Annotated in this window: 22 protein-coding genes; 17 read left to right on the top strand and 5 right to left on the bottom strand. The window is 51.9% G+C overall.

All coding sequences use genetic code 11. From position 1 onward, the window contains the following. Positions 1–22: 22 nt before the first annotated feature. Positions 23–1042, bottom strand: a complete 1020-nt coding sequence (locus tag DT73_RS17350; RefSeq protein ID WP_036112215.1) for a Zn-dependent oxidoreductase — start codon at positions 1040–1042, stop codon at positions 23–25. Positions 1043–1377: 335 nt separating this feature from the next. Here DT73_RS17350 and uxuA point away from each other — a divergent pair, with 335 nt between their 5' ends. Next, complete coding sequence (gene uxuA, locus DT73_RS17345; protein WP_036112212.1) at positions 1378–2445, top strand: mannonate dehydratase; 1068 nt, start codon at positions 1378–1380, stop codon at positions 2443–2445. On the opposite strand, the gene DT73_RS26945 is transcribed toward uxuA, so the two are convergent. Beyond that, positions 2428–2562, bottom strand: coding sequence for a hypothetical protein (locus DT73_RS26945; RefSeq protein WP_255358363.1), 135 nt, complete (start codon positions 2560–2562; stop codon positions 2428–2430). The genes uxuA and DT73_RS26945 overlap by 18 nt on opposite strands. A 276-nt stretch (positions 2563–2838) precedes the next feature. Continuing rightward, positions 2839–3516 carry a GntR family transcriptional regulator gene (locus tag DT73_RS17335; RefSeq protein WP_235234529.1) on the bottom strand — a complete coding sequence of 226 codons (678 nt, stop codon included), beginning with the start codon at positions 3514–3516 and terminating at the stop codon, positions 2839–2841. A 229-nt stretch (positions 3517–3745) separates the two neighbouring features. Here DT73_RS17335 and DT73_RS17330 point away from each other — a divergent pair, with 229 nt between their 5' ends. The 6 genes from DT73_RS17330 (at position 3746) to yjfP (ending at position 9494) form a co-directional block, all read left to right on the top strand. Continuing rightward, positions 3746–4519 (top strand): SDR family NAD(P)-dependent oxidoreductase, encoded by a 774-nt coding sequence (locus DT73_RS17330; protein ID WP_036112191.1) that lies wholly within the window; start codon positions 3746–3748, stop codon positions 4517–4519. Between the two features lie 14 nt (positions 4520–4533). After that, positions 4534–5235, top strand: coding sequence for an SDR family oxidoreductase (locus tag DT73_RS17325; protein WP_036112188.1), 702 nt, complete (start codon positions 4534–4536; stop codon positions 5233–5235). Between the two features lie 102 nt (positions 5236–5337). Then, positions 5338–6624 (top strand): MFS transporter, encoded by a 1287-nt coding sequence (locus tag DT73_RS17320; RefSeq protein ID WP_036112185.1) that lies wholly within the window; start codon positions 5338–5340, stop codon positions 6622–6624. 95 nt (positions 6625–6719) lie between these two features. Beyond that, a complete protein-coding gene (locus tag DT73_RS17315) occupies positions 6720–7631 on the top strand; it encodes a D-hexose-6-phosphate mutarotase (RefSeq protein WP_036112183.1) in 912 nt (303 codons plus the stop codon). A 5-nt stretch (positions 7632–7636) separates the two neighbouring features. After that, a complete protein-coding gene (locus DT73_RS17310) occupies positions 7637–8755 on the top strand; it encodes a mandelate racemase/muconate lactonizing enzyme family protein (RefSeq protein WP_036112181.1) in 1119 nt (372 codons plus the stop codon). A gap of 4 nt (positions 8756–8759) precedes the next feature. Next, entirely contained in the window at positions 8760–9494 is a 735-nt protein-coding gene (yjfP, locus tag DT73_RS17305; RefSeq protein ID WP_051691437.1) for an esterase, read from the top strand. A gap of 38 nt (positions 9495–9532) precedes the next feature. Here the strand turns inward: yjfP and DT73_RS26940 are convergent, their stop codons facing one another. After that, positions 9533–10246, bottom strand: coding sequence for a FadR/GntR family transcriptional regulator (locus DT73_RS26940; RefSeq protein WP_036112179.1), 714 nt, complete (start codon positions 10244–10246; stop codon positions 9533–9535). Between the two features lie 282 nt (positions 10247–10528). On the opposite strand from DT73_RS26940, the gene DT73_RS17295 reads away from it, so the two are divergent. The 7 genes from DT73_RS17295 (at position 10529) to DT73_RS17265 (ending at position 19469) form a co-directional block, all read left to right on the top strand. After that, positions 10529–12241 carry a dihydroxy-acid dehydratase gene (locus tag DT73_RS17295; RefSeq protein WP_036112178.1) on the top strand — a complete coding sequence of 571 codons (1713 nt, stop codon included), beginning with the start codon at positions 10529–10531 and terminating at the stop codon, positions 12239–12241. Between the two features lie 55 nt (positions 12242–12296). After that, positions 12297–13601 carry an FAD-dependent oxidoreductase gene (locus DT73_RS17290; protein ID WP_036112175.1) on the top strand — a complete coding sequence of 435 codons (1305 nt, stop codon included), beginning with the start codon at positions 12297–12299 and terminating at the stop codon, positions 13599–13601. Between the two features lie 11 nt (positions 13602–13612). Further along, positions 13613–14509, top strand: a complete 897-nt coding sequence (locus DT73_RS17285; protein ID WP_036112172.1) for an NAD(P)-dependent oxidoreductase — start codon at positions 13613–13615, stop codon at positions 14507–14509. 2 nt (positions 14510–14511) lie between these two features. Next, positions 14512–15273 carry an HpcH/HpaI aldolase/citrate lyase family protein gene (locus tag DT73_RS17280; RefSeq protein ID WP_036112169.1) on the top strand — a complete coding sequence of 254 codons (762 nt, stop codon included), beginning with the start codon at positions 14512–14514 and terminating at the stop codon, positions 15271–15273. A 62-nt stretch (positions 15274–15335) separates the two neighbouring features. Beyond that, positions 15336–16700, top strand: a complete 1365-nt coding sequence (locus DT73_RS17275) for an MFS transporter (protein ID WP_036112166.1) — start codon at positions 15336–15338, stop codon at positions 16698–16700. Positions 16701–16736: 36 nt separating this feature from the next. Further along, positions 16737–18260 (top strand): UxaA family hydrolase, encoded by a 1524-nt coding sequence (locus DT73_RS17270; RefSeq protein WP_036112164.1) that lies wholly within the window; start codon positions 16737–16739, stop codon positions 18258–18260. A 498-nt stretch (positions 18261–18758) separates the two neighbouring features. Continuing rightward, a complete protein-coding gene (locus tag DT73_RS17265; protein WP_235234528.1) occupies positions 18759–19469 on the top strand; it encodes a GntR family transcriptional regulator in 711 nt (236 codons plus the stop codon). 72 nt (positions 19470–19541) lie between these two features. On the opposite strand, the gene DT73_RS17260 is transcribed toward DT73_RS17265, so the two are convergent. Beyond that, positions 19542–20588, bottom strand: a complete 1047-nt coding sequence (locus DT73_RS17260) for an NAD(P)-dependent alcohol dehydrogenase (RefSeq protein WP_036112161.1) — start codon at positions 20586–20588, stop codon at positions 19542–19544. A 565-nt stretch (positions 20589–21153) separates the two neighbouring features. On the opposite strand from DT73_RS17260, the gene DT73_RS17255 reads away from it, so the two are divergent. The 3 genes from DT73_RS17255 to DT73_RS17245 all read left to right on the top strand — a co-directional run bounded on the left by DT73_RS17255 (position 21154) and on the right by DT73_RS17245 (position 23819). Beyond that, positions 21154–22140: an ABC transporter substrate-binding protein gene (locus DT73_RS17255; protein WP_036112158.1), complete on the top strand. Its 987-nt coding sequence runs from the start codon at positions 21154–21156 to the stop codon at positions 22138–22140. Positions 22141–22215: 75 nt separating this feature from the next. Beyond that, complete coding sequence (locus DT73_RS17250; protein ID WP_051691436.1) at positions 22216–23061, top strand: ABC transporter permease; 846 nt, start codon at positions 22216–22218, stop codon at positions 23059–23061. After that, positions 23061–23819, top strand: coding sequence for an ABC transporter ATP-binding protein (locus DT73_RS17245; protein ID WP_036112156.1), 759 nt, complete (start codon positions 23061–23063; stop codon positions 23817–23819). The genes DT73_RS17250 and DT73_RS17245 overlap by 1 nt, the downstream gene beginning before the upstream one ends. Positions 23820–23832: the final 13 nt, after the last annotated feature.

Here is a 23832-nt window from a genome sequence, read left to right as displayed (position 1 = left end):
CTGCACTACCAGTCAGCCATAATTAGTTATGCATTTGCAACAGCACCTTGCAGCAGGTGCGCTGATCGGTGGCGAAAAGTGTTAATGCGGCCTGAACCTCCTCCAGGGGCAGACAGTGGGTGATAAGTTTCTCCGGGTCGACTTTGCCTTGTGCCATCCAGGAGATTACGTCGGGGAAGCGGTTGCTGTTCAGCCGTGACGAAAACAGCGAAATTTCTTTGCTCGTCAGGCTTTGTTGGGTAATGGTGCAGGGTTCGCCGGAAAAACCCATAATGCCGATACGTGCGGCAGGTGAGGCGAGGTTGATAGCCTGTTGCAGAATCGACGGATGGCAGGCGGCATCCACAATCAGAGTGGGGCGAATACCCGCTTTATTCAGAATGTCTTCCAGTGACTGGTGGCTGTTATCCACCACTTTGTCTGCGCCATTGTTGGTTGCCATGACCAGGCGCTCAGCAATGCGGTCCGCCACAATCACCTGTTTCACGCCATACACGCCTTTCAGCGCCTGAATGACTGTTAACCCCATAGGCCCGGCACCGTAAATCAGGGCGATGTCGTCCGGTGTGGGCTTGAGTTGCGCCGTAATATTGGCGGCAATAGTAAAGGGTTCCACCATGGTGGCGTGGCGGTCACTGATGGCATCGGGGATGTGCCAGGCATTCCTGGCGGGGACGCAGGCATAATCACTGAACCCGCCATCACAATGCACACCAATTACTTGCAGTGACGTGCAAACGTTAGGCCGCCCAACAGAGCACGGGTAGCAATGGCCGCAGCTTACTACCGGGTCGACAGAAACTCGCTCACCCAGGCGTGCCGGATCAACGCCGGGGCCTGTGGCATCAATAGTCCCGAAAAACTCGTGCCCAATAACCCGCGGGTATTTTGCAAACGGATTGTGCCCGTGCCAGATGTGAACATCAGAACCACAAATGCCGGCCAGCGCTACTTTTACCCGGACTTCACCTTCCGCAGGCTCCGGTAACGGGCGTTGTTCGATAACCAGGCGGTCAGGGCTTTCTATCACAACACTTCTCATGGTACGGCTTCCTTTGATACAGGTTAGTTTCATTGGTTTGTGCTTACTACCATACAAGTCTAATCAGGGTTGTTTGCTGACCGGGTTCACATTTTTGAATTAACTGGCAATGGGAATGCTGTGGTTGATTACTGATTTTTAACTAATATTTATTTAATTAATATCTATTATTCATGTGGTTATATTATTTTTTCTGATTGTTAATTTAACGTAAAAAGGTAATGAGAAGATTTAATTTTGTGATGCTTGTCAATGTTTGATGGATTTGGAGATTACATTTAATGATTAACTAGTATGGTAGGTGGCAATGACAGAGACAACAGGTGACGCTAATTATGCAAATGACGATGCGCTGGTTTGGACCAGACCAGGACAAAATCCCGCTGGAGTATTTCCGCCAGGTGCCAGGAGTGGAAGGTGTGGTCGGTGCGTTGTATGACGTACCGGTCGGGGAAGTCTGGCCGGAAGAGAAGATTCGCGCTCTGGTAGAGCAGGCTCACGCCGCAGGGCTTTCAATGGAAGTCATTGAAAGCGTAAATATTCATGATGATATCAAGATTGGCTGTTCCTCGCGTGACCAGTGGATTGCCAATTATCAGCAAACCATTCGTAACCTGGCGAAGTTTGGCGTCAAAGTGATTTGCTATAACTTTATGCCGGTGTTCGACTGGATGAAAACGGACATGCAGTATGTGTTGCCTGATGGCTCACTGACCATGGCGTTTGAGAAAAAAGGGATTGATAAAACGCTGGAAGAAGTGGTGCGTGAAGTGCTGGATAACGCCAATGGTTTTGCTCTGCCGGGTTGGGAGCCAGAACGCCTGGCGCAGGTACAAACACTGTTCGCCCGTTACCAGGATGTTGACGATAACAAACTGCGTGAAAACCTGGTCTACTTCCTGGAAGCCGTGGTTCCGGTATGCGAGGAAGTGGGTGTGAAGATGGCTATTCACCCTGATGATCCGCCTTATTCAATTTTCGGCCTGCCGCGCATTATCAAAAACCGCGACGACCTGGACTGGCTATGCAATGCGGTGGATTCACCGGCCAACGGGATTACGCTGTGCACCGGCTCTATTGCCGAAGACCCGGAAAATGATGTGTGCGCAATTCTGGCTGAATTTACCCGCCGTAAACGTATTCACTTCGCCCATGTGCGTAATATCAAAATTACTCAGGGTAAAGATTTTTATGAATCCGCCCACCCGTCGCAATACGGTTCACTGGATATGTTCCAGGTGGTGAAAGCCCTGTATGACAACGGGTTCGATGGCTATATTCGCCCGGATCATGGCCGGTTTATTTGGGGTGAGACCGGGCGGCCAGGCTACGGCTTATATGACCGTGCGCTGGGTGTCACTTACCTGCTGGGTTTGTGGGAAGCATTAGAGAAACAACACTAACAGCGGGCCTGGGGTGCTGAGTTCAGCCTGCGAAGAACGCAGGCTGTTCCCGGCAGTGGCCTGGTGTTTTAACCCTGCCTGCCACTCGGCCAGCAAATGGCGCGAGTTGTTATACACGGTGTGACAGCCAGTGCGCACCATACTAACGTGCTGTGAAAAACGTGCTTTGTCAGTATAGAACTGACGTGGTACCTGCAAAGCTGACTTTTGTCGCGTAGCTCCAGACAGTCCAGTTTCTGAACAAATGATATGCCCATTCCTCTTTCAGAGTAGCCTGCCTGATATTTTTCATTTCTGCAAAAGAAGGGGCTGTCTTTCAGAAATGTACTGGTGCCCTGGGCTGCCCGGGAAATTAATCAACGTGGAGCTGGTCACTCAGTTAAAACAGTTTAATTAACGATTTAGTAGCTTAAAGGTGAATTCGGTGAAGTAGTCGTTAACGTTCTTAGAAGCTTCCGCCGCGCGCTCTTCGTCCCCGTGGCAAATATCCCTGAGCATGGTGGCATTAAGCCGTGAGGCTTTGATCAGTTCTACTTCTTTTCCCGGAGCCAACTGGGAGAACCAGAAGCGGCTCGACAAGCCCTGTAGTGGAGAAAGGCTGGGCTGCAGATACTCATTTTGCGCCGCTTCTCCAATCAGGCTGTAAGTGTGTTTCAGCAACTTGCCGAACTGGCGCATGTCGTCGACCGTAGTAATACTTTCAAACTCTTCAGCAAGAGAGAGCATCTCCTTCTTTTGCAGATTGCTGCCACGACGGGTAGCCAGCCGCACAGCGAACTCCCCTACCACACGGCGCAGCTCCAGCACCTTGAATTGTACTTCCACACTGATGGCCGGGATAAACACGCCTTTATAAGGGTAAATTTCCACCAGACGGTCTGCGGCTAAACGCTGTAATGCATCACGAACCGGGCTGCGGCCAAAACCTGTTAGCTCCATAAGCTGCGCTTCAGACACCATCGAACCTGGCGCCAGCTCCTGGAAAATGATCATATCTTCGATGGCTTCATAAGCCTGATCGGTTTTGTTTGCAGTCTGGTTCATTCGCCCTAACTCCATGAGTGAAAACATATTATCGCCGCTGGTGCTGCGATGACAGGCAAAGTATCACATTTTATTTTTTATTTGTATCAATGAGTTATTACCTTTTTTGTGATCGGCTTCTGATTTAACCCAACAAATAATGGATGTTTTCGGCGTGGAGTGCAAGTCTAATAAGCAACTAATATATTAGATGTAGATTAGTTGGGTGGAAGTCATACAGCACTGCGTTTACCCGCAGGGATTACAGGAGAAAGTTGTGAAACTACAAAACCAGGTCGCACTGGTCACCGGTTCGGGGAACCTGAAAGGAATAGGGCGTGGAATTGCCTGTGCACTCGCCCAGCAAGGGGCGGACATAGCTGTCAACTATGTGGTGAACCCCCAGGAGGCGGAGCAGGTCGCCGGGATTCTTCGCGGCTACGGGCGTCGGGCGTTGCTGGTCAAAGCAGATATCTCGAAACCGGAAGAGGTGGAACGGATGTATGCCGATATCGACGCACATTTTGGTCGACTGGATATTCTGGTCAACAATGCGGGGGTGTGCGTGTGGGAACCGTTCCTTGAGATCAGTAAACCCGCTTTTGATCATGCGGTGAACATCAATATCAAAGGTACCTGGGAGTGTGCGCGGCAGGCGGCTCGCTACATGGTTAACAAAAAGATTCAGGGCCGCATTATCAACGTGGCCTCAGGTCATGCGCGCCGTCCGATGCCGCTGATGGGCATATACGCGGCCACCAAAGCGGCAATCGATCAGATGAGTCAGTCGATGGCCTTTGAGCTGGCGCGCTATGGCATTACGGTTAACCAGGTCTGGCCGGGCTTTGTCGACACTAACATTAACGATCCAAAACCCGAACTGGCCACCGCCGAAGGGCGAAAAAAATTGCTGGCGACTATTCCTGTCGGTAAACCGGCGACCATAGAAGAACTGGGCGCTGCGGCAGTTTATTTGTGCAGTCAGGAAGGAGGTGTAGTGACTGGCGACTTTATCAAGATTGATGGCGGCCAACATATTCGCTGTATTTGAACCGGGAGAAAAACATGTCGCAGAAAACCATTCTAATCGCTGGTCAGGAGGTGGAGTCTTCGCTGACTGGCGCACTCATTAAGCACTATTCTTCTCAGGGATATGATGTGCTGTTTGGCGAATGCCGTGAGCCGCAGGCGATAGCTCAGGAAATTGATCACCTGGTTACGGGTAATCGCTCGCTGAGCGCCTTCCTCTATATTTCACCGCCGCCCAGGCAGGGCAATATGCTTGATGATGATTCCGGAGCTATTACCGCCACAATGAATGACGACCTTGAGTTGGGGCTGTGGTGGATACAGGCCATCAGTAAAAAAATGATCGCGCAGGGTACCGGCGGGCGTATTGTCACGCTTGCGCACATCGCTGCGTTGGTGCCAACGGAGCGGTTCTCCTACGGCGCTGCCAGCCAACTGGCACTGATGAACCTTTGCCGCTCCGCCATTCTGGATTTGGTGCCCTTCAACATCAAAATTAACACCGTGTTTCGCGGATTCAGTGAAACTCAGACTGCTGAACGTGAATTTGTTGAGCAACTGCGAGTTTTGCATAAAGACGATGGTATTCCACTGTTGGAATATACTCGTCCGGAAGAGATTGCCAGCACCTGTTATTTATTAACTGATCCTAATATTCATAGTTTCAATGGTGCAATGATCACCATGGATAGTGGTTTTTATGTTACACGTAAGATTCGCTATTTGACAGAAATCTAACTCCTTATGGCGACAAAATAAAAAAAGATAGTCGCCATTTTTAATTATTTGTTATGCATTCACTTGTTGATTTTTATTTTTACATCTTCAAAGGTACCCTAAATGAATAAAAATTTTCGCCGTGTCATATTAATTATGCTCACGCTGGCGATGATCATTAATTATCTTGATCGCTCAGCGTTAGCTTATGCAATGCCGTTCATTACACAGGATTTCCATTTAACTCCGGAGGAGAAGGGGATTATTTTCGGCAGTTTCTCGATTGGCTATGCGCTGTTTAATTTTATTGGTGGCATACTGGCCGATAAATTTGGACCTAAACGTGTTTTCAGTTGGTCGATGCTAATCTGGTCCATTATCTGTGGTTTAACGGCGGGATGCTTTAATTTCTGGACCATGTTTATCGCCCGCGCGTTTTTTGGTGCCGGGGAAGGTCCAATCTCCACAACGGCGAACAAGGTGGTCAACAACTGGTTTCCGTTGAATGAACGCGCCCGTGCAGTCGGCATTAATCAGGCGGGTGGTCCTTTCGGTGGGGCGATTTCCGGGCCAATCGTGGGATTTCTTTGTCTGACATTCAGTTGGAGAGTTTCCTTTATTATCATCGCGTTTATCGGCATTACCTGGGCCATTATTTGGACGCTGATTGCCACCGACAGACCGCGCGGTAACAAACGCGTTTCTGACGACGAAGTTCTGCTGATTGAAGGTGATGAAGCGGTTGTTGAGATCCCGCTTGTAACTGTTTCCATGGGTGAAAAACCATCCATGTGGGCAGCTATTCTCCAGCCTTCCATTCTGGCCACCGCTTTATCGTTATTTTGTTTTAACTATGTGTTGTTCTTCTTTATGAACTGGTTTCCGTCCTTCCTTGTGGATACCACTGGCATCAGCCTGAAAGACATGAGCCTGGTTGGAGTTCTACCGTGGGTTGCAGGTACGCTGGGTTATACCTCCGGTGGATTTATTATTGACATGATTTATAAAAAGACCGGAAAACAACTTTTCTCCCGTAAAGTAGTGCTGGTTACCAGTTTTACGATTTGTTCACTCTGCGTGGGGTTAATTAGCCAGACGCATACCGCAATAGGTGCCGTAACATTGATGACGATCTCATTCGGATTTATGCAATTGGCGGCACCAGCATACTGGACGCTTATTCAGGATGCCGCGCCGAAAGAATATGTTGGTAGCGCTGGGGGATTAATGCACGGCCTCGCGAATATTTCCGGCGTTGTCGCACCCACCGTCACCGGGTTTATTGTGGGGGCGGGATCCTATTCTTCTGCCTTTATTTTAGCCGGTTGTCTGGGCGTGTTAGGTGCAACCGTAGTGGCCTTGTTTGTAAAAAAAGCTAATGAGCCAGTGGCCAATAAAGCAACGGCGTGAAATGAATAAATGAATGCACCTGGAACCGGGCAATTCTCCGGTGCCGTTGAGGTTAACATTCGATGGGGCTGATGCTCTCAGCCCCTGGAGATAACATGGAACTGACCCGAAAAATACTGGCTTTACCGGTTAACGAAACCCTGGCACAGGGTGTCACCTTACGCACCCTGGATGAACTTGAGGTCATCGTGATTGATACCGAGTTTTGCCAGGCAGCGATCACGTTACAGGGAGCTCATTTGCTGCTCTGGCAACCTTCCACCCAAAAGCTGCCTGTGCTGTGGCTCAGCGACGTTTCTCCCTTTAAGACAGGAGTGCCGATCCGGGGCGGGGTGCCACTCTGCTGGCCGTGGTTTACAGATAAAGGCGGACAACCACATCACGGCATTGCCCGTATCCTGCCGTGGATAATTGAAGATATCTATTCCCGTCCGCGATCGGTACGTCTCACACTCTCTTTGTCCGATACCCTGGAAAGCCGGGGGCTGTGGGATCACCATTTCCACCTGGCCCTGACCTTTTCATTTGTCGACAATCTTTGCGAACTGACGCTGACCATGCAGGGGGAGTTTGTCGCCACTCCCGCACTGCACAGTTATTTCTATACCAAAGATGTGAGTCGACTCGCCGTGCGTGGGCTGGGAGCTGAAGGCCAGGACACTCTTGACGGGATGAGTAAGCTCTGGCCGCAGCCGTTTGCCTTTGATGGGGAAACGGCGGTGGTTTTCACCTCGCCTGAGCAGAAAAGCCTTGTACATGACGCTTCTGGCGCACGGTATATCACCATCACCCATTTCAACCACAGCGATGTGGTTGCGTGGAACCCAGGCCAGGCGAAAACCCGTGATATTGCCGATATCGCTGATGCAGCCTGGGATCGTTTTGCCTGTGTGGAAACCGCGAGAATTTCACATCCATTGTCCTGTAGCTGGCAAAAGCCCGGAGCTATTGGCGTTCAATTTTGTGTTAACGCAACGGGTGAGCAGGCCGGTTGCGAGGAGTCGTAAATATTATGCGTATCAGTCGTGTCGAAAGTTTTATTGTACGCTTGGGCTACAAGCCGATTTATCAGCGTCAGACCAGTAAAGAAGGGGAGTTCAACGCTGCTCGCTCGCTATCGCCAACCCTGGATTCGCTGATCCTGCGTTTGGAAACGGACACCGGACTGGTGGGGTGGGGAGAGGCCTTTGGTCACGCCTGTAACCCGGCTACTTTTGCGCTGCTCACCGAGCGGCTGGCTCCATTTCTGACTGGTGAGTCCTGCGAGGATATTACGGTTCTAATGGAAAAAGCCCATTACGCGTTTCACAGTTATGGCCGTGGCGGCACCATGATGTACGCGCTGTCAGCGCTGGATATCGCCCTATGGGATTTACGCGGTAAAGCGCAGAATCAGCCATTATGGCAGTTGCTGGGGGGCACGCGTTCTCAAATCGAACTCTACCCAAGCCTCGGCAGTTTCGATGGCGACCTTGATAAGCTCATTCCCTATGTGCAAAACCTGATGAAGCAGGGCTATCGACATATTAAGCTGCATGAGCGTGACCCCGAAGCCACCATTGCTGTGAGCCACGCTATGCCAAAAGGAGGCGTCCTGATGCTGGACACTAACTGCGCCTGGTGTGAGGAAGAAGCGGCGGCCATCCTGCCCCGCCTGCGCGAAGCAGGAGTGGCCTTCGTTGAAGAACCGACGTTTCCGCCTGAGGGGTTAAGTTGTCTGCAGCGGTTGAAGCAGCAAACCGGTATGCTGCTTGCTGCGGGAGAAAACATGAACAACAGTGAGGAGTTTCTCCAGTGTATTTCGCAAGGGATGGTGGACGTGATGCAGCCCAGCGTAGCGAAGATTGGCGGCATTTCAGCGGTACTCGATATTATTGCTGCGCACCGAACTAACCCGAACGGCACACTGTTGCCGCACTGTTTTTATTACGGACCAGGACTACTGGCTACGGCCCATTTGCTCAGCGTGATGCCACAAACAGTGCCGCTGGAAGTGCCGTGGCTTGAGTTTGAACAGCCGCTGCACCCGTTTATGCGTTGGCTACCGCAGCTTGATTTGCCGCGTGTTCCCGGCCTTGGGTTCGAGCCGGATCCGGAAGTACTGGCTCGTCACACCATTGCTCGGGGTTAAACTCATGCAGGTGATTATCACAGACGACGTGCTGGCTGGTATTCCCTCACTGGTATTTCGTTCTCAACAATCTTTGCTCAGAAGCGCGCCACTGATTTTGCTATTCCATCGCTTCACGGTGCTTAACGCGCTGGATGCCAACCTGGGATATGTGCTGGCGAAAGCTGGTTTCGACGTGGTCTGCCCGGAAGCGAGCGGCCATGGAAGCCGGTTTGACGGTGATGAGAAAAAGCGGTTGAGCCAGTTCTGGCAGATTTTGCATCGTACGCTCGAAGAGGTACCGTCGCTAGTCGAGGCCTGCGGTGACCGGGGGATTGGCGACCTGCGGCGTATTGGTGTGTTCGGTACCAGCATGGGGGGCTTTGCCGTGACCGGTGCGATGATACGCTACCCGTGGATTCAGGCAGGTGCGGCCTTTATGGGCGGAGGCTATTTTGCCGATGCGATGTCATACGTGCATCCTCCCTGTGAGGGTGAAAAGCAGAGTTGCCTGGTAAATCTGCGTGATTATGATGCGCAGCATCATGCCGCACAACTGGCCGGACGTGCGTTGTTTCTCTGGCACGGTGCGCAGGATAACGTCGTCTCAAGCCGGGAAAGCGAGCGCCTGCGCGACAGTCTGAACGCGCTGAACGGTGCCGGGAAGCTGACCTGTATAATTGACCCTCAGGGTGAGCATAAAATCACTTCTGCTTCAATGGAAGCTGGTGTCCGATTTATGTGCCAGTACTTGCAATAAACTCTTCTGCAATAAAAAAGGGCCATGCGGCCCTTTGACTACTCAATCTCTTTGTCTACGTGCTGCACAATCAGGTCTGCCACACGCATGCTGTTCTTCGCGGCCAGCGCATCAAGGATGCCCAGATGCTCTTCATGCAACACTTGGGTTTTTTCCGGGGTGTAACCAAATTGCTTCCACGCCAGGACCCACAAGTGGTGGATCTGCTCCTGCACGTTGATCAAAATGCTGTTACCACCCAGTTCCGCCACCTTCTTCTCAAAACTTAGATCCAGCCCGGCATCGTCATCATCCAGCATTTGGGTGGCAAACTGCTCGCGGTTATGCTCAATCAATTCCCGTAGCTGGTTGATACCTGATTTGTTCGCCCGCCAGGCATAGTCTTCGAAAATGGATCGTTCTATGGCAGTGCGCGCCACGATCAGATTGCGCAGAAAGTCTCGCGTCACGCCCCCTTCAACCAGGCGGCTCAGGCTGTGGGTATCGCTTAAAGAGACGGCGGGCGGCTCAGTCAAAAAGGTGCCACTACCCACGCGGGTTTCAATGCGCCCTGATGATTCCAGCACTTTCAGCGCCTGACGTACCGAGGTTCGGCTGACGTTCAGCATCTCGGCCAGCTCGCGCTCGGAAGGGAGCCGTTCGCCTGGCTTGAACTGCTTGCTGTCGAGCAGGTTCGTCAGATGTTGAATAATAGTCTGGAAAACGTCCGTGCGTTTAATCGGGATCATCGTGAATTTATTCTTTTCCGGCATCTCATCACCTGCAGAGGTCTGTGTGTCACTCGGCGGGAAGCATGAAGTGGGGCTTTCTGGTGTGTGGTTGTCATCGCTTTCATGCCTTGCCGATAATTGGGTGGACCAGTGTACCACTATTTCGCCAGGATCGCCCATCTGGCTTTAAGATCTAGCGTAAAAATGGCCAAAATACGTCATTTTGTGAAGCTAATATCATTATCGCTAAAAATTGGTTGGACAACCAACCTAAAAAGAGGATAGTCCACTCAACAAAACCACAACCAGATAAAGGTATTCCAGATGTTCAGAAGCAATTTTAAGCCGGGGTCAACCCGTTGGGCAGTACGTCGTGCACAATGGCGTAGCATGGGTATCCGCGAGGAAGATATGCATAAGCCAAAGATCGCTATCATCAATACCTCCAACAAATTGTCCTGCTGCTACGTGCATCTGGATGAGCTTTGCCGCATTGTTGAGCAGGCCATCCGGGACGCGGGTGGTCTGCCGTTTGAAGTCCGCACTGTTGCGCCAAGTGACTTCGTGACCAGCGCAGGGAAAAAAGCACGTTACCTGATGCCGACTCGCGACCTGATGGTGAACGAAGTGGAATGCATGATGGAGGGGGCAGTACTGGACGGCATGATCTGCCTCTCCTCTTGCGACAAAACCACCCCGGCACACCTGATGTCTGCGGCCCGCCTTAACGTGCCTTCTTTGTTGCTGACTTGTGGTTACCAGGTTGGTGGTAAGTGTTCCAACGAAAAATTCGACGACCAGTTCTTTGATATTGATGATGTCTACGAACAGGTTGGCGCGCTGGCGACTGGTGCTATTTCGTTGCAGGACCTGACCGACATGACCGACATCGGCATTCAGTCTCCAGGTGTGTGTGCAGGTCTGGGCACCGCCAACTCCATGCACATTGTGGCTGAAGCGCTTGGCATGTCGCTACCAGGTAACTCACCGATTTGGGCTAACGGCCGCAAGGTGAAAGAGTACGCTCAGGCTGCGGGTAAACGCATTGTGGAACTAACGCAAGCACAGGTGTTGCCGCGCGAAATCATCACCGAAAAAGCGATTCAGAATGCCGTGATGACCGTGTTGGCGGTTGGTGGGTCGGTGAACACCGTTCGTCATCTGTCTGCTATTGCGACGGAAGCGGAACTACCGATTGATGTGGTCGGCCTGTATGAGAAATACGGTAAAAACATCAAGTTGCTCACCTCCGTCCGCCCGAACGGCCCTTACAGAACCGAAGATCTGGAAGCGGCGGGGGGCACCACTGCTGTCATGAACCAACTGAGTGACTTCCTCAACCTGGATGCATTGACTGTGACGCAAAAAACGGTCGGTGAAAACATTCAGCATGCGGTGGTTAAAAACGACGACGTAATTCGTACTCTTGATAATCCGGTCAGCCAGCGTCCAGGTGTTGCCATTTTGCGCGGTAACCTCGCCCCGGATGGCGCAATTGTAAAACTCTCTGCCGTACCGGGTGAACTGGAACATTTCACCGGCCCGGCCAATATCTACGAAGGTGAAGACGAAGCTATCGAAGCCCTGTCCGAAGGAAAAATCCATAAAGGTGACGTGATCGTACTACGCAATATGGGGCCTGCAGGCGGCCCGGGTACAGTGTTCGCGTGTAGCTTTGTGGCGGCGCTCAACGGCGCGGGCATCGCTGAATATGTGGCGGTGATCACTGACGGTGAACTCTCTGGTCTGAACCGTGGGATTATTGTCGGTCAGCTGATGCCGGAAGCAGCGGCAGGTGGCCCACTGGCGGTAGTCGAGCAGGGCGAAATCGTGCACATCAACTTTGTCGATTTAAGCATCAATATGGAGGTGCATCAGGAAGTCATCGATGCACGCCTGAGGGCCTGGAAGCCTAAACCAATTGCGCTGGGTGGTGGTAGCGGCACCTATCTCTCGCAGTATGCGCAGCTGGTACAACCTATCGCTCAGGGCGCAGTACTCGGTAAACGCCGTATTCACGTCAAAGCTGTGGATTGATACCCACTGATCAGGGGGCAGGGGTAGCCTGTCCTCTTTCTCCCAGAGGTGAGCAATGCAGATCTGTCATGAAAAGGCGAGAGAGACTCCCGTCACGCTGGATGTAGACGTCCTGGTGGTGGGTGGTGGTCCAACCGGTGTGGCAGCAGCGACGGCGGCGGCACGTGCCGGTGAAAAGACGCTGCTGATTGAAAAATACGGTTTTTGCGGCGGAATGGCGACGGCAGGCATGTCGGGTGCCATTTGCGGACTCTTTACATCAGGCAAAGGTCCGCATGAGCAACTAGTGCACGGCTTTGCCAGTGAATTTTATCAGCATCTCAAACACCGCCATGCAGTCAGCGAGCCTTTCCCGTTTGGTGAAACGAAGCTGGTTGTACATGAGCCCCATACCTGGAAAGAGATTGCGGATGACTTGCTGCAGGATGCCGGGGTCGACATCCTCTTCCACAGCCTGGTAACTGACGTGGTGATGGAAGACGGGCGGGTTAAGGGTGTGATTGTGGAGAACAAAACCGGGCGTCAGTGCATTACCGCAAAACGTTTTGTGGATGCCACAGGTGATGGTGATCTGTGTGCCAAAGCGGGGGTGTCTTACACCCTCGGGCGCAACGGTATGGTGCAGTATCCGACCATGGTGTTCCGCATGGCAAATGTGGATATCAGCCGTGGTGTGGGTCACCCGATAGCGCAACTGGAATCCTGGGTTGGGCAGGCTCAGAGGGCGGGCTTTAACCTGCCGCGTAAACACATCTACCTTCTGCCGTCACCACGGCCAGGTGAAGTGATGTGCAATGTCACCAGCGTGCTGCGTGATGACGGTCGCCCGATTGATGCCACCAATGCGGAAGACCTGACTTTTGCGGAGCTGAAAGGCCGCAAGCTGGTGCGCGAGTATGAACGCTTCCTGCAAAAATATGTGCCCGGCTTTGAACAGGCGCGCCTGAATGATGTGGCTGCACAAATTGGCATTCGTCAGAGCCGGACCATTCACGGGCAGCGTTGCCTGACTAACGAAGATGTGTTTCAGGCGCGCAAAAGTCGCCGCGCCATCGCCAGCAGTGCCTGGTGCATCGAAGCTCATGGGCCTGAAGGCATCTTTATGTTCTATCTGGACAACGACTATTACGACATTCCGTACGACACCCTGTTGCCGGAGAACATCCCCAATCTGATTACGGCAGGACGCACTCTGTGCGCGGAGCATGAGGCGCTCGCCTCGGCACGCGTTACCGCGCAGTGTTTTCTAACCGGATACGCGGCAGGGTCTGCGGCACACTTGAGTCACCGAGACAATTGCGCCTTCGACAAAATCGATGTCGATGAATTACGTAGCATCATTGAATATCACACGCATTAAGGATTGAGAGTATGAAACCAGTTTTAGGCTTTATCGGTCTGGGCATCATGGGTAAACCGATGGTACGTAATCTGCTCAAAGCCGGTTACGACATGCACGTTTACAGCATTATCGACAGCGACATTGAGGAAATGGTCAAAGAGGGGGCAAAGGGTCAGAGCTCCTGTCTGGAAGTGGCGAAAATGGCAGATGTCACCATCACCATGGTGCCCAATACGCCACAGGTGGAAGAGGTGCTGTTTGGTGAAACCGGGATCGCCGGTGCCCTGCGCGAAGGCAAAGTGGTGATTGATATGAGCACTATCTCGTCGCTTGCTACTCGCAAATTTGCGGAAAACATCAAAGCGCTGGGGGCGAACATGCTGGATGCTCCGGTGAGCGGTGGTGATAAAGGTGCGAAGGGAGGCACGCTGTCCATCATGGTAGGCGGTGACGCGCAGGTGTTTGAACAGTGCAAACCTATTCTTGATGTGCTGGGTAGCCGTGTGACCCACGTAGGTGAACATGGTGCGGGCCAGGTGGTGAAATCCTGTAACCAGGTGCTGGCGGCTGCCACCATGGCCGCACTCGGCGAATCCCTTGTGATGGGCGCAAAAGCAGGCGTCAATCCGGCGAAAATCATTGAAGTACTCTCTGCCGGTTATGCCCGCTGCGGCGCGCTGGATATCCGTGGCAACCTGCTGCTGGAACGTAACTTTGACCCTGGTTTTATGACCCGTCTGCAGTACAAAGATCTCAATCTGGCGATGGAATTGAGCCAGGGAATCGATGCGCCGATGCCGATCGCAAGCCTGGTCCGAGAGCTGTATAAAACCTGTATCGCCCAGGGGCTGGGCAGTGAAGATCACTCCAACGTTATCAAAGTGTTTGAGCAACTGGCGGCCTTTGAAGTTGATGCGCGGGGTTAATTATGGTCATTTCTGATTTTAAACAACGGCTTCGTGAGGGGCCGCTCCAGGGCTGTTTCGTCACCTTTCCCAGTGCTGCCCTGACGGAGTTCACGGCGGCGATGGGCTTTGATTTTCTGCTGCTGGATAACGAGCACGGGAATTTCAACCCTGAGACGCTGGAAGATATGGTGCGGGCCACGCATTGCCGGCAGATCCCCTGCGTGGTGCGTGTGCCATACAATCGTGCTGAATATATCCGTAAAGCGCTCGATTTTGGCGCTGACGGGGTGCAGGTGCCGCTGATCAATACCGTTGACGATGCCATTGCCGCCAGCAAGCCCAGCCTGTTTCCCCCAGAAGGGGAGCGCGGTGTGGCATTCTTGCCTCGAGCGGCAAATTACGGTATGCACCCGGATAAAGGGCGTTACCTGCAGGAGGCCAATGCGAACCGGTTGTTGTCTGTTCATATTGAAACAGTGGAAGCGGTAGGCAATCTGGATGCCATTCTTGAGAGCAGGCAGGCGGATGTCTATTTCATCGGGCCGGGTGATTTAGCGGTCTCAATGGGATACGGGAACGATATTAATCACCCGACTGTACTGGCAACCATCGAGCAATGTATTAAGAAAATTGTTGCCAGTGGCGCCATCGCCGGGACTTATGTCGGTACAGCGGAAAGAGCCCGAGAAGTTATTGCCTGGGGGGCAACCTATATCGTCACAGCAGTAAATAGCTATATGTCTACTGGCGCAAAAAATTATCTAGTAGCGACAAAATTATAAAAAACCTCTTTGTACCCTACACAATCTGTCCGGCTTTTATCGCCGGGCGTGGAGTATTCGTTATGAATATGGAAGCCAAGAAAACGCGAACTCGTTATTTTATATTGTTAATGATTACCTTTGTACTTACTCTGGCTACCGGTGACCGTGCAACGTTATCCGTCGCTGGTCCAGAAATGCAAAAGGAATTAGGTATTACCGCCGTTGAAATTGGTTATTTATTTTCTGCGTTCAGTTGGGCCTATGTTATCAGTATGACCCCGGCGGGTTGGGTTGCTGATAAAGTTGGATCCAAGCGTGCGATGTTTTTGGGTATTTTATTGTGGTCAGTCGTTACCGTATTTATGGGGCTGGTCAGCTACGTCACTTTCGTGGTTCCGGCACTGCTTATCCTGCGCTTCTTATTGGGCATGTGTGAATCTCCTGTTGGCCCCGCTGCAGGGCGTATTATTGCCGCCTGGTTCCCCTCTCAAGAACGCGGCGTGGCTGGAGCCATCTTCAATAGTGCACAGTATGCGTCGTTGGCCATTTTCACACCACTGATGGCCTTGTTGTGCCATGCCTTTGGCTGGGATCACGTATTTATCGTGATGGGTGTGATCGGCATTGTTGTCGCGCTGGCCTGGTCTAAATTCTTCTATGTACCTATGAAACATCCCTCTATAAACACCGCAGAAATGGCCTACATTAAAGAGGGCGGTGGTCTGGTAGAACTGGACATGGACCCGCTGGAGAACAGTAAAAATGCGGTGAAAAAAACGCGAGCGGGCTTCGCTGAAATTGGCCAGTTATTTAAAAGTAAAATGTTGCTGGGGATCTTTCTTGGCCAGTACTGTATTTCGGCAATCACCTGGTTCTTTATGACCTGGTTCCCGATTTATCTGGTTAAAGAACGTGGCATGTCTATTTTACAGGCCGGGGTTATGGCTTCTTTGCCAGCAATTTGTGGCCTGGTTGGTGGTGTTACTAGTGGATTTTTCTCGGATTGGTTATTAAAGAAAACTGGTAATTTAAGTCTTGCGAGAAAAACACCTATTACGATTGGTCTGACAATGAGCGCTAGCATGATTTTGTGTAATTACGTCAGTTCAGAATTTATGGTGATATTTTTAATGAGCGCGGCCTTTTTTGGAAAAGGATTTGGTTCATTAGGTTGGGCAGTAGTGGCTGATACCGCACCAAAAGAAATTATCGGCACTACCGGTGGCTTATTTAATTCACTGGGCAATATTGCCGGTATTATTACCCCAGTTGTTATTGGTTATATCCTCCAGGAAAGTGGTTCCTTCGCCAATGCATTAGTGTTTGTTGGTGCCCATGGCTTAATTGCGGTATTCAGCTATTGGTTTATTGTCGGCAAAATTGAACGTCTGAAATTAAACGGCAAAAGCAGCAGCACCAGCGTGGCTGAATCTGCCACTAAATAACGAAACCTCTGAAGATAAAAGCAGAAGGAAGCAAAAATGAATAAATCACCCGTTATCCGTCTGGATGATAACGACAATGTCGTGGTGGCTCGCGTGGCAATCTCTGCCGGAACTGCGATTGCTGATGAGAATGTGACTACCCTGCAGGACGTGCCGTTGGGCCATAAAGTGGCGACACGACTGATCAAAGAAGGCGAACCAGTGCTGAAATACAACACGGTAATCGGCTTTGCTTCCGAGGACTTAGTGCCGGGGACCTGGCTGCATAGTCACAACATCACCTTCGACGATTTTCAGCGCGATTATGCCTTTAGCAAAGATTACCGTCCGCTCGAACTGGTCGCTCCGGACTCGCGCCGCACCTTCCTGGGCTATGTGCGGGAAGATGGCCGGATTGGCACGCGCAATACGCTTGGGGTGTTTGTCGTTGGTAACTGCGGGGCGACGGTGGCAAGAAAAATCGCTAACCATTTTGACGATCGCTATCTACAAGCCTGGCCGAACGTGGATTATGTGGTGCCGTATATTCATGAACTGGGCTGTGGCATGGAGATGACGGGCGAGCCGATGGATTTGCTGCGCCGTACGCTGGCGGGGTATATCCGCAACCCGAACGTGGCGGGGGCGCTGGTGGTGGCGCTGGGCTGTGAACGTAACAACATTCACGGCTTCTTCGAGCAAATGGGGCTGGAAGAGGGGCCAATGTTGCGCAAAATCGTCATTCAGGATTCTGGCGGCACACGTAAAACCATTGATGAAGGCATTGAGATCATTGAATCCATGCTTCCGGCGGCAAACCTTGTGAGCCGCCAACCCGTCTCGGTTGAGCATCTGTCCGTTGGACTCCAGTGCGGCGGGTCTGACGGCTTCTCGGGGCTTTCTGCCAATCCGGCTCTGGGTGTAGCGATGGACCTGTTGGTGCGCCAGGGAGGGACGGCGATTCTGTCTGAAACCACAGAAATCTTTGGCGTCGAACATACGCTTACAGCTCGTGCGGCGACGCCGGAAGTAGGGCAAAAACTGGTAGACCGCATCAACTGGTGGCTGGAATACAACGCCGGTAAAGACTGCCAGATTAACGGCCGCGTCAGCCCCGGCAACAACGCGGGTGGCCTGGCAAACGTGCTGGAAAAATCTCTCGGAGGGGCGAAAAAAGGCGGCAATTCGCCGCTAATGGAGGTCTATGAGTACGCATGGCCGGTCACCAAACATGGACTGGTTTTTATGGACACGCCTGGTTATGATCCGGTTTCCGCCACCGGGCAGGTAGCTGGTGGGGCTAACATGATTGCCTTTACCACCGGCCGCGGCTCTTGTTTTGGCTCTCTGCCTGCACCCACGGTAAAGCTCGCCAGTAACACCCCAATGTATCAACGTATGGAAGATGATATGGATCTCAACTGTGGTGTGGTTATCGACGGTGACCGTACCTTGCAGCAAATGGGTGAAGCTATACTGGACAAAATCATCGCAGTGGCATCGGGCGAGAAAAGTAAAAGCGAGGAGCTGGGAGTAGGTGAGAACGAGTTTGTTCCCTGGCCGCTGGCTGTATTAGCCTGATCTTATCTTTCAAAAGACGAGTTTGGGAAGTAAAGCACTTGTTTTTATTTGAGCACAAGTATTAAAGCATCGGCTGACAGTTACCGCTCATTTATCCAGGTAACTGTCAGAATATATGTGAGTAGGGGAACGTCTTTCTAACGGATAATTATCTGGGAATTATTTCGCGTGGTGCCGACTCAAGGTGAAATTTAACAAACCTGGCATCATACTCAAGTTTGTAGAGAGTTGACCCGCTCCTCGTTAATTAATGCCTATTCGATAGTGATGAATTTTGAATTTTTGCTCATCGTTCATTTGTGGCGCTATAATCGCATCTCCTGGTTCAACTGAGTATTTTTCATGAATACCAATTTGTAGACATCTTGCTCAGCTCTGCCATATTCTTGCCATCCAGGTTGTGAATAGATCTGCAAGTTTTCGGACTGAGTTTACTCACTGAAAGCCCGTGATAAAGTATGTTACTCTACTGACTTCGCCCCTGATGCCTGAATGCCCATGTCCATTGTGAACGCCATGTCATTACCCCGACCAGTTTTGCTGAATAACCTGCCAGTAAATCAGCAGGTGTATCGCCATTTACGCAAGGAAATCGTCGAGTGCGTTATTCCGCCGGGTTCATTGTTATCAGAAAAAGAGACTGCCAGCCGGTTTGGGGTGTCGCGCCAGCCAGTGCGCGAGGCATTTATTAAGCTGGCCGAAAGCGGTTTGGTGGAGATTCGCCCTCAGCGCGGTACGCTGGTCAGGCGCATTTCCGTGCGTCAGGTGAATGACGGGCGTTTTATTCGCAGTGCAATTGAATGCGCCATTGCGCGGCGTGCGGCGGAAAATGTCACGCCAGAGGATCTCGCTGCGCTGGAACTACTGCTTAACCAGCAAAAGCTGGCAGCACAAAACCAAAATGCAGTGGAGTTTCTGGCGCTGGATGACCAGTTTCACCAAAAAATCGCCGAAATTGCCGGTTGCCCAATGGCCTGGGAAACCATAGAAAATATTAAAGCAGCGATGGACCGGGTACGTTTTCTGACGTTGCGTGAGGTATCACCGCCTCCGGGGCTGATTATTCAGCACTACCGTATTTTTGATGCGCTGGCGAGCGGTAACCCCGATGAAGCAGAGGCAGCAACCCGCTCTCATTTGCTATTGCTGAGAAACACGATGGTGCCGGTAGACCAGCAAAACCCCGACTGGTTTGAACACGAAGAGTAAGTGGCATTGATGAAAAAACGGCGAATCCTGAGGATCCGCCGTTGCTTATTTTAGCTGCTAAAAAACAGGTAATCAGGCGGTTAATGACGCCATATCAATCACAAAACGGTGCGCCAGGTCGCCTTTGGCTAAGCGGGCAAATGCATCGTTGATTTGGTCGATGTTGATCATTTCGCATTCCGGGTACACATCATGCTCGGCACAGAAATCCAGCACTTCCTGGGTTTCTGCGATACCACCAATCAGTGAACCGGCAACACGGCGGCGGCCAAATACCAGCGGCACCGTCATCAACTCTTCCAGCGGGCCTACCTGGCCAACAACCACTAACGTTCCGTCGATATCCAGCAGTGGGGCATAAATGCTGACATCATGCTTCACTGGTGCGGTATCAATAATCAGGTCAAATGATGCGGTGGCGGCTTCCATTGCCCCTGCATCCGAAGAAGCGAGAATGCCTTTGGCACCCAGTTCAATGGCTTCTTTTTCTTTGGCTTTGGAACGGCTGATGGCGGTGACTTCTGCACCCATGGCATGAGCCAGTTTCACTGCCATATGGCCTAAGCCACCCAGCCCGATAACACCCACGCGGCTGCCTTTGGTCACGTTCCAGGTGCGCAGAGGTGAGAATGTGGTTATCCCGGCACACAGAATTGGCGCGGCTTTGGCGAGATCCATATTTTCAGGAATACGCAGTACAAACTCTTCACGCACCACAATATGTTTTGAATAACCGCCCTGGGTAATTTCACCCGTGATGCGGTCTGGTGAGCCGTAGGTGGGCGTCATGCCGTGGCGGCAGTATTGCTCTTCACCGTGTTCACACTGGTCGCAATGCTGGCAACTGTCCACCATACAACCAACGGCGACGCGGTCACCGGCTTTATATTTGGTCACATCCGGGCCGACAGAACGCACGACACCAACAATTTCATGGCCTGGTACCAGAGGGTAAGGTTGCGGGCCCCAGTCGCCATTGACGGTATGTAAATCGGAGTGGCACACACCGCAATACAAAATCTCAATTGCGACATCGTTCTGGCGCAATTCACGACGTTCGAAGTGGTAAGGCTTGAGCGCTGAGTCCGCAGAATGGGCTGCATATCCGACAGTTTTCATAACGTTATTGATCCCATGTAGTGATGTAAGTAGGGAGGCATTCCTGTTTGGTCACTGAGCCAGGTTTTGCTTGCGGCACAGTGAAAAGAGAGGGGAAACCCCTGAAGACAGCGTGATGCAGGTAGCAATGGCTGTTCTACGACTAATAAGCATAGCTGCCCGCAACGGAATTTGTTTTAGCAATATGGGGTGTTGAGCACATGGATTTTTCCTGAAAACGTTGTTTTACAGCCAGCTGGGGCTAAGCACTCAATAATCAGCGCACCACTGCGCCGGGCAGTGGTGCGCTGCACTATGGTAATGCTTCACCGTTGTGCAATTTTTACGCTCAGGTGCTGTGTGGCGGGTAGCCCGGTCGCATTGGTGGTTAGTTACAGAATAAAAATTTTACGCACAGCGCTGCGGGGGTCCCGCGCCAGACGGACTGCGCGAAAAGCGGCTGGCTGAATATTTCTCTTTGTTTTTCCCTGGGAATTTATCCTGGCACTGGCATTGCATAGGGTTGTATATACATGGCCGGAAGACTTCCGGTATTGGCTTGTTCGTTTAACCCAAGGAAACCGCTATGCCTTTTCTCCATGCAGTTAAAAAAACGCTAATCACGCTGTGTGTTGTCGGTGGCATGTCCGCCTCTTTACAAGGCGCTTATGCAGCCGATACCGCCGCTGTCAAGATGGGCATAGAACCCTGGCTGGGCTACGGGCAGTGGCATATTGCTTCCAGCAAGGGCCTGTTCAAACAAGAAGGCCTCAGCAAAGTGGATGTAATTAACTTTGCTGAAGACAAAGATATTAATGCCGCACTCGCCAGTGGGCAGATAGATGTTGCCAATATTGCCACCCACACCGCCATGGGCATGATTTCTGCGGGTTTACCCGTGAAAATCGTGCTGATGCTCGACCAAAGTAATACCGCTGATGCCATGCTGGCTACCAAGGATGTCACAAGCCTTAAAGACCTGAAAGGCAAAGAAGTGGCATACGAAGAAGGAACAACCAGCGATATCCTGTTGCGTAGCGCGCTGGCCTCTGCCGGTCTTGCGTATTCTGATATTAAACCTGTCCCGATGCCTGCCGCTTCTGCCGGAAGCGCGATTATTGCCGGGCGTGTACCCGTTGCCGTTACTTACGAGCCGTACCTGACGGTTGCGAAAAAAGGCGACCCGAGCCTGAAAGTGCTGTTCAGTGGCGCATCTGACCCGGGTTTGATTAGTGATGTGCTGGTAGTTCGTGATGATTTCATTCAACAGCACCCGAAAGAGTTGAGTGCGCTTATCAAAACCTGGGGTGCCGCGCTGGATTATTACAATGCGCACACCACCGAAGGGCGGGCGATTATCTCGAAAGCAGTGGGTGCTTCGCCAGAAGACCTGGCAACTGCGTTTGACGGGATTAAGTACTACTCGCTGGCAGATAACAAGGCGCATCTGTCCCATGACTTCACCACCAAAACTTTCCCACATATTTTAAAAGCCGCCACATCCGCCGGGATTGTGACGCAGCCTGTTACTCCGGCGCAAACCATTGATGCCAGTTTTGTTAACGCACAATAGTGATGCCAGGAACCTGTGTTGCGCTCGTGACAGCCATTCACGGGCGCTGCATAAATTGCACTGACCGGAGGAAACATGAGTGCGATAGAACTGCAACGCACCCGCCAGCGGGGGAAAAAACGGCGCCAGCCCGGCAGGTTATTAACCATAGGTAAAGAGCCATCGCGCGGGCAGTTTCTGGGTATCGCCGCACTGGTGTTTATCCTGCTGTTGCTGGCCTGGTGGCTGGCAACTGCTTCCGGAGCTATCAAACCTATTTTTTTACCGGGGATCCCCAGTGTCTGGCATCGCTTAGTCACCCTTGCGCAAAACGGAACACTGCAAAGCGATATTGGCAGCAGTTTGTACCGCATGGCAATCGCCTTCGCAATTTCGTCTGTGATGTCCATTGTGATTGGTGTGCTGGCCGGGTGTTACGGGCTGTTCAAGGCAATTGTTGAGCCACTGGTCGATTTTATCCGCTATATGCCAGTAGTGGCTTTTGTGCCACTGACCATTCTGTGGACCGGCACTGATGACTTCCAAAAATTTCTGGTTATCTGGATTGGCACTTTTTTCCAGCAAGTGCTGATGATGATTGATGCGGTGAAGCGTGTGCCAACGGATTTTGTCGGCCTGGGGAGAACACTGGGGTTATCCGACAGAAAAATATTACTGCGCATTGTTATTCCTTCGGCCTTTCCCGCTATTTGGGATGCGTTGCGTATTAGCCTTGGCTGGGCGTGGACCTGGCTGGTACTGGCGGAACTGGTGGCGTCAACTTCCGGGCTTGGCTACCGCATTGTGGTTTCACAACGCTATTTCCAGACAGACACCATTATTGGTTACATCCTGCTACTGGGCTTTCTTGGCCTGATAACCGACCAACTTATGCGCTCAGCCGAACGGGTGCTGTTCCGCTATAACCGGAGGCGTTCCTGATGGCGACACTCAAGCTGAATAATCTGGAGAAAAGCTTTCCGGCAGGCAAAAACCGGCACCGGGTGCTGAAAGGTATAGATCTGACGCTGCATGAAAATGAGTTTGTCTCTGTAGTGGGCACTTCCGGGTGCGGCAAAAGCACCTTGCTTTCTATTGCTGCTGGTCTTGAACCCTTCGACAGCGGTGATGTGCTGGTGGATGACCAGCCTATTGAAGGGCCGGGGCTTGACCGCGGAGTGGTTTTCCAGTCTTACACATTACTGCCCTGGTTAACCGCGCGGGGCAATATTGAATTTGCCCTTAAAGCGGCGGGTGTACCGGCCCGAGATTGCCCGGCTATTGCGCAGCAGCACCTGGAGCTGGTCAAGCTGGGGCATGCGGGCGACCGCTGGCCGGGTGAACTGTCCGGGGGGATGAAGCAGCGGGTGGCGATTGCCCGTGCGCTGTCTTACCGGCCAAAAATCCTGCTGATGGATGAGCCCTTTGGCGCACTGGATGCCATGACCCGCCACCAAATGCAGCAACTTTTAATCGAAATCTGGGAAAAACACCGCCTGACAGTGATGTTTGTTACCCATGACATCGAAGAAGCTGTCTGGCTTTCTGACCGTATTGTGGTCATGGGGCAGGGGAACATTGACACCACATTCCCGGTTGACCTGCCGCGCCCGCGCAATGACGGGGTGAACCGCACAGCCCGCTTTATCGACCTTCAGCATGAAGTGCTCAGCTGTATTCAGCAGCATGCAATTAACTAATTGAACATTGAGG

This window comes from Mangrovibacter sp. MFB070, from assembly GCF_000705335.1.
In the GTDB taxonomy this organism is placed as follows: domain Bacteria; phylum Pseudomonadota; class Gammaproteobacteria; order Enterobacterales; family Enterobacteriaceae; genus Mangrovibacter; species Mangrovibacter plantisponsor.
Note: the sequence above shows the minus strand (reverse complement) of the source record. Positions and strands in the feature narration are given on the sequence as shown.

What these genes read in the sequence shown, in the direction of transcription:
- DT73_RS17335 (WP_235234529.1), bottom strand. Translation starts at nt 3,516, where the DNA reads ATGTTTTCACTCATGGAGTTAGGGCGAATGAACCAGACTGCAAACAAA.
- DT73_RS17310 (WP_036112181.1), top strand. Translation starts at nt 7,637, where the DNA reads ATGCGTATCAGTCGTGTCGAAAGTTTTATTGTACGCTTGGGCTACAAG.
- yjfP (WP_051691437.1), top strand. Translation starts at nt 8,760, where the DNA reads ATGCAGGTGATTATCACAGACGACGTGCTGGCTGGTATTCCCTCACTG.
- DT73_RS26940 (WP_036112179.1), bottom strand. Translation starts at nt 10,246, where the DNA reads ATGCCGGAAAAGAATAAATTCACGATGATCCCGATTAAACGCACGGAC.
- DT73_RS17290 (WP_036112175.1), top strand. Translation starts at nt 12,297, where the DNA reads ATGCAGATCTGTCATGAAAAGGCGAGAGAGACTCCCGTCACGCTGGAT.
- DT73_RS17270 (WP_036112164.1), top strand. Translation starts at nt 16,737, where the DNA reads ATGAATAAATCACCCGTTATCCGTCTGGATGATAACGACAATGTCGTG.
- DT73_RS17350 (WP_036112215.1), bottom strand. Translation starts at nt 1,042, where the DNA reads ATGAGAAGTGTTGTGATAGAAAGCCCTGACCGCCTGGTTATCGAACAA.
- DT73_RS17260 (WP_036112161.1), bottom strand. Translation starts at nt 20,588, where the DNA reads ATGAAAACTGTCGGATATGCAGCCCATTCTGCGGACTCAGCGCTCAAG.
- DT73_RS17250 (WP_051691436.1), top strand. Translation starts at nt 22,216, where the DNA reads ATGAGTGCGATAGAACTGCAACGCACCCGCCAGCGGGGGAAAAAACGG.
- DT73_RS17295 (WP_036112178.1), top strand. Translation starts at nt 10,529, where the DNA reads ATGTTCAGAAGCAATTTTAAGCCGGGGTCAACCCGTTGGGCAGTACGT.
- DT73_RS17275 (WP_036112166.1), top strand. Translation starts at nt 15,336, where the DNA reads ATGAATATGGAAGCCAAGAAAACGCGAACTCGTTATTTTATATTGTTA.
- DT73_RS17255 (WP_036112158.1), top strand. Translation starts at nt 21,154, where the DNA reads ATGCCTTTTCTCCATGCAGTTAAAAAAACGCTAATCACGCTGTGTGTT.
- DT73_RS17265 (WP_235234528.1), top strand. Translation starts at nt 18,759, where the DNA reads ATGTCCATTGTGAACGCCATGTCATTACCCCGACCAGTTTTGCTGAAT.
- DT73_RS17245 (WP_036112156.1), top strand. Translation starts at nt 23,061, where the DNA reads ATGGCGACACTCAAGCTGAATAATCTGGAGAAAAGCTTTCCGGCAGGC.
- DT73_RS17320 (WP_036112185.1), top strand. Translation starts at nt 5,338, where the DNA reads ATGAATAAAAATTTTCGCCGTGTCATATTAATTATGCTCACGCTGGCG.
- uxuA (WP_036112212.1), top strand. Translation starts at nt 1,378, where the DNA reads ATGCAAATGACGATGCGCTGGTTTGGACCAGACCAGGACAAAATCCCG.
- DT73_RS17325 (WP_036112188.1), top strand. Translation starts at nt 4,534, where the DNA reads ATGTCGCAGAAAACCATTCTAATCGCTGGTCAGGAGGTGGAGTCTTCG.
- DT73_RS17285 (WP_036112172.1), top strand. Translation starts at nt 13,613, where the DNA reads ATGAAACCAGTTTTAGGCTTTATCGGTCTGGGCATCATGGGTAAACCG.
- DT73_RS17315 (WP_036112183.1), top strand. Translation starts at nt 6,720, where the DNA reads ATGGAACTGACCCGAAAAATACTGGCTTTACCGGTTAACGAAACCCTG.
- DT73_RS17280 (WP_036112169.1), top strand. Translation starts at nt 14,512, where the DNA reads ATGGTCATTTCTGATTTTAAACAACGGCTTCGTGAGGGGCCGCTCCAG.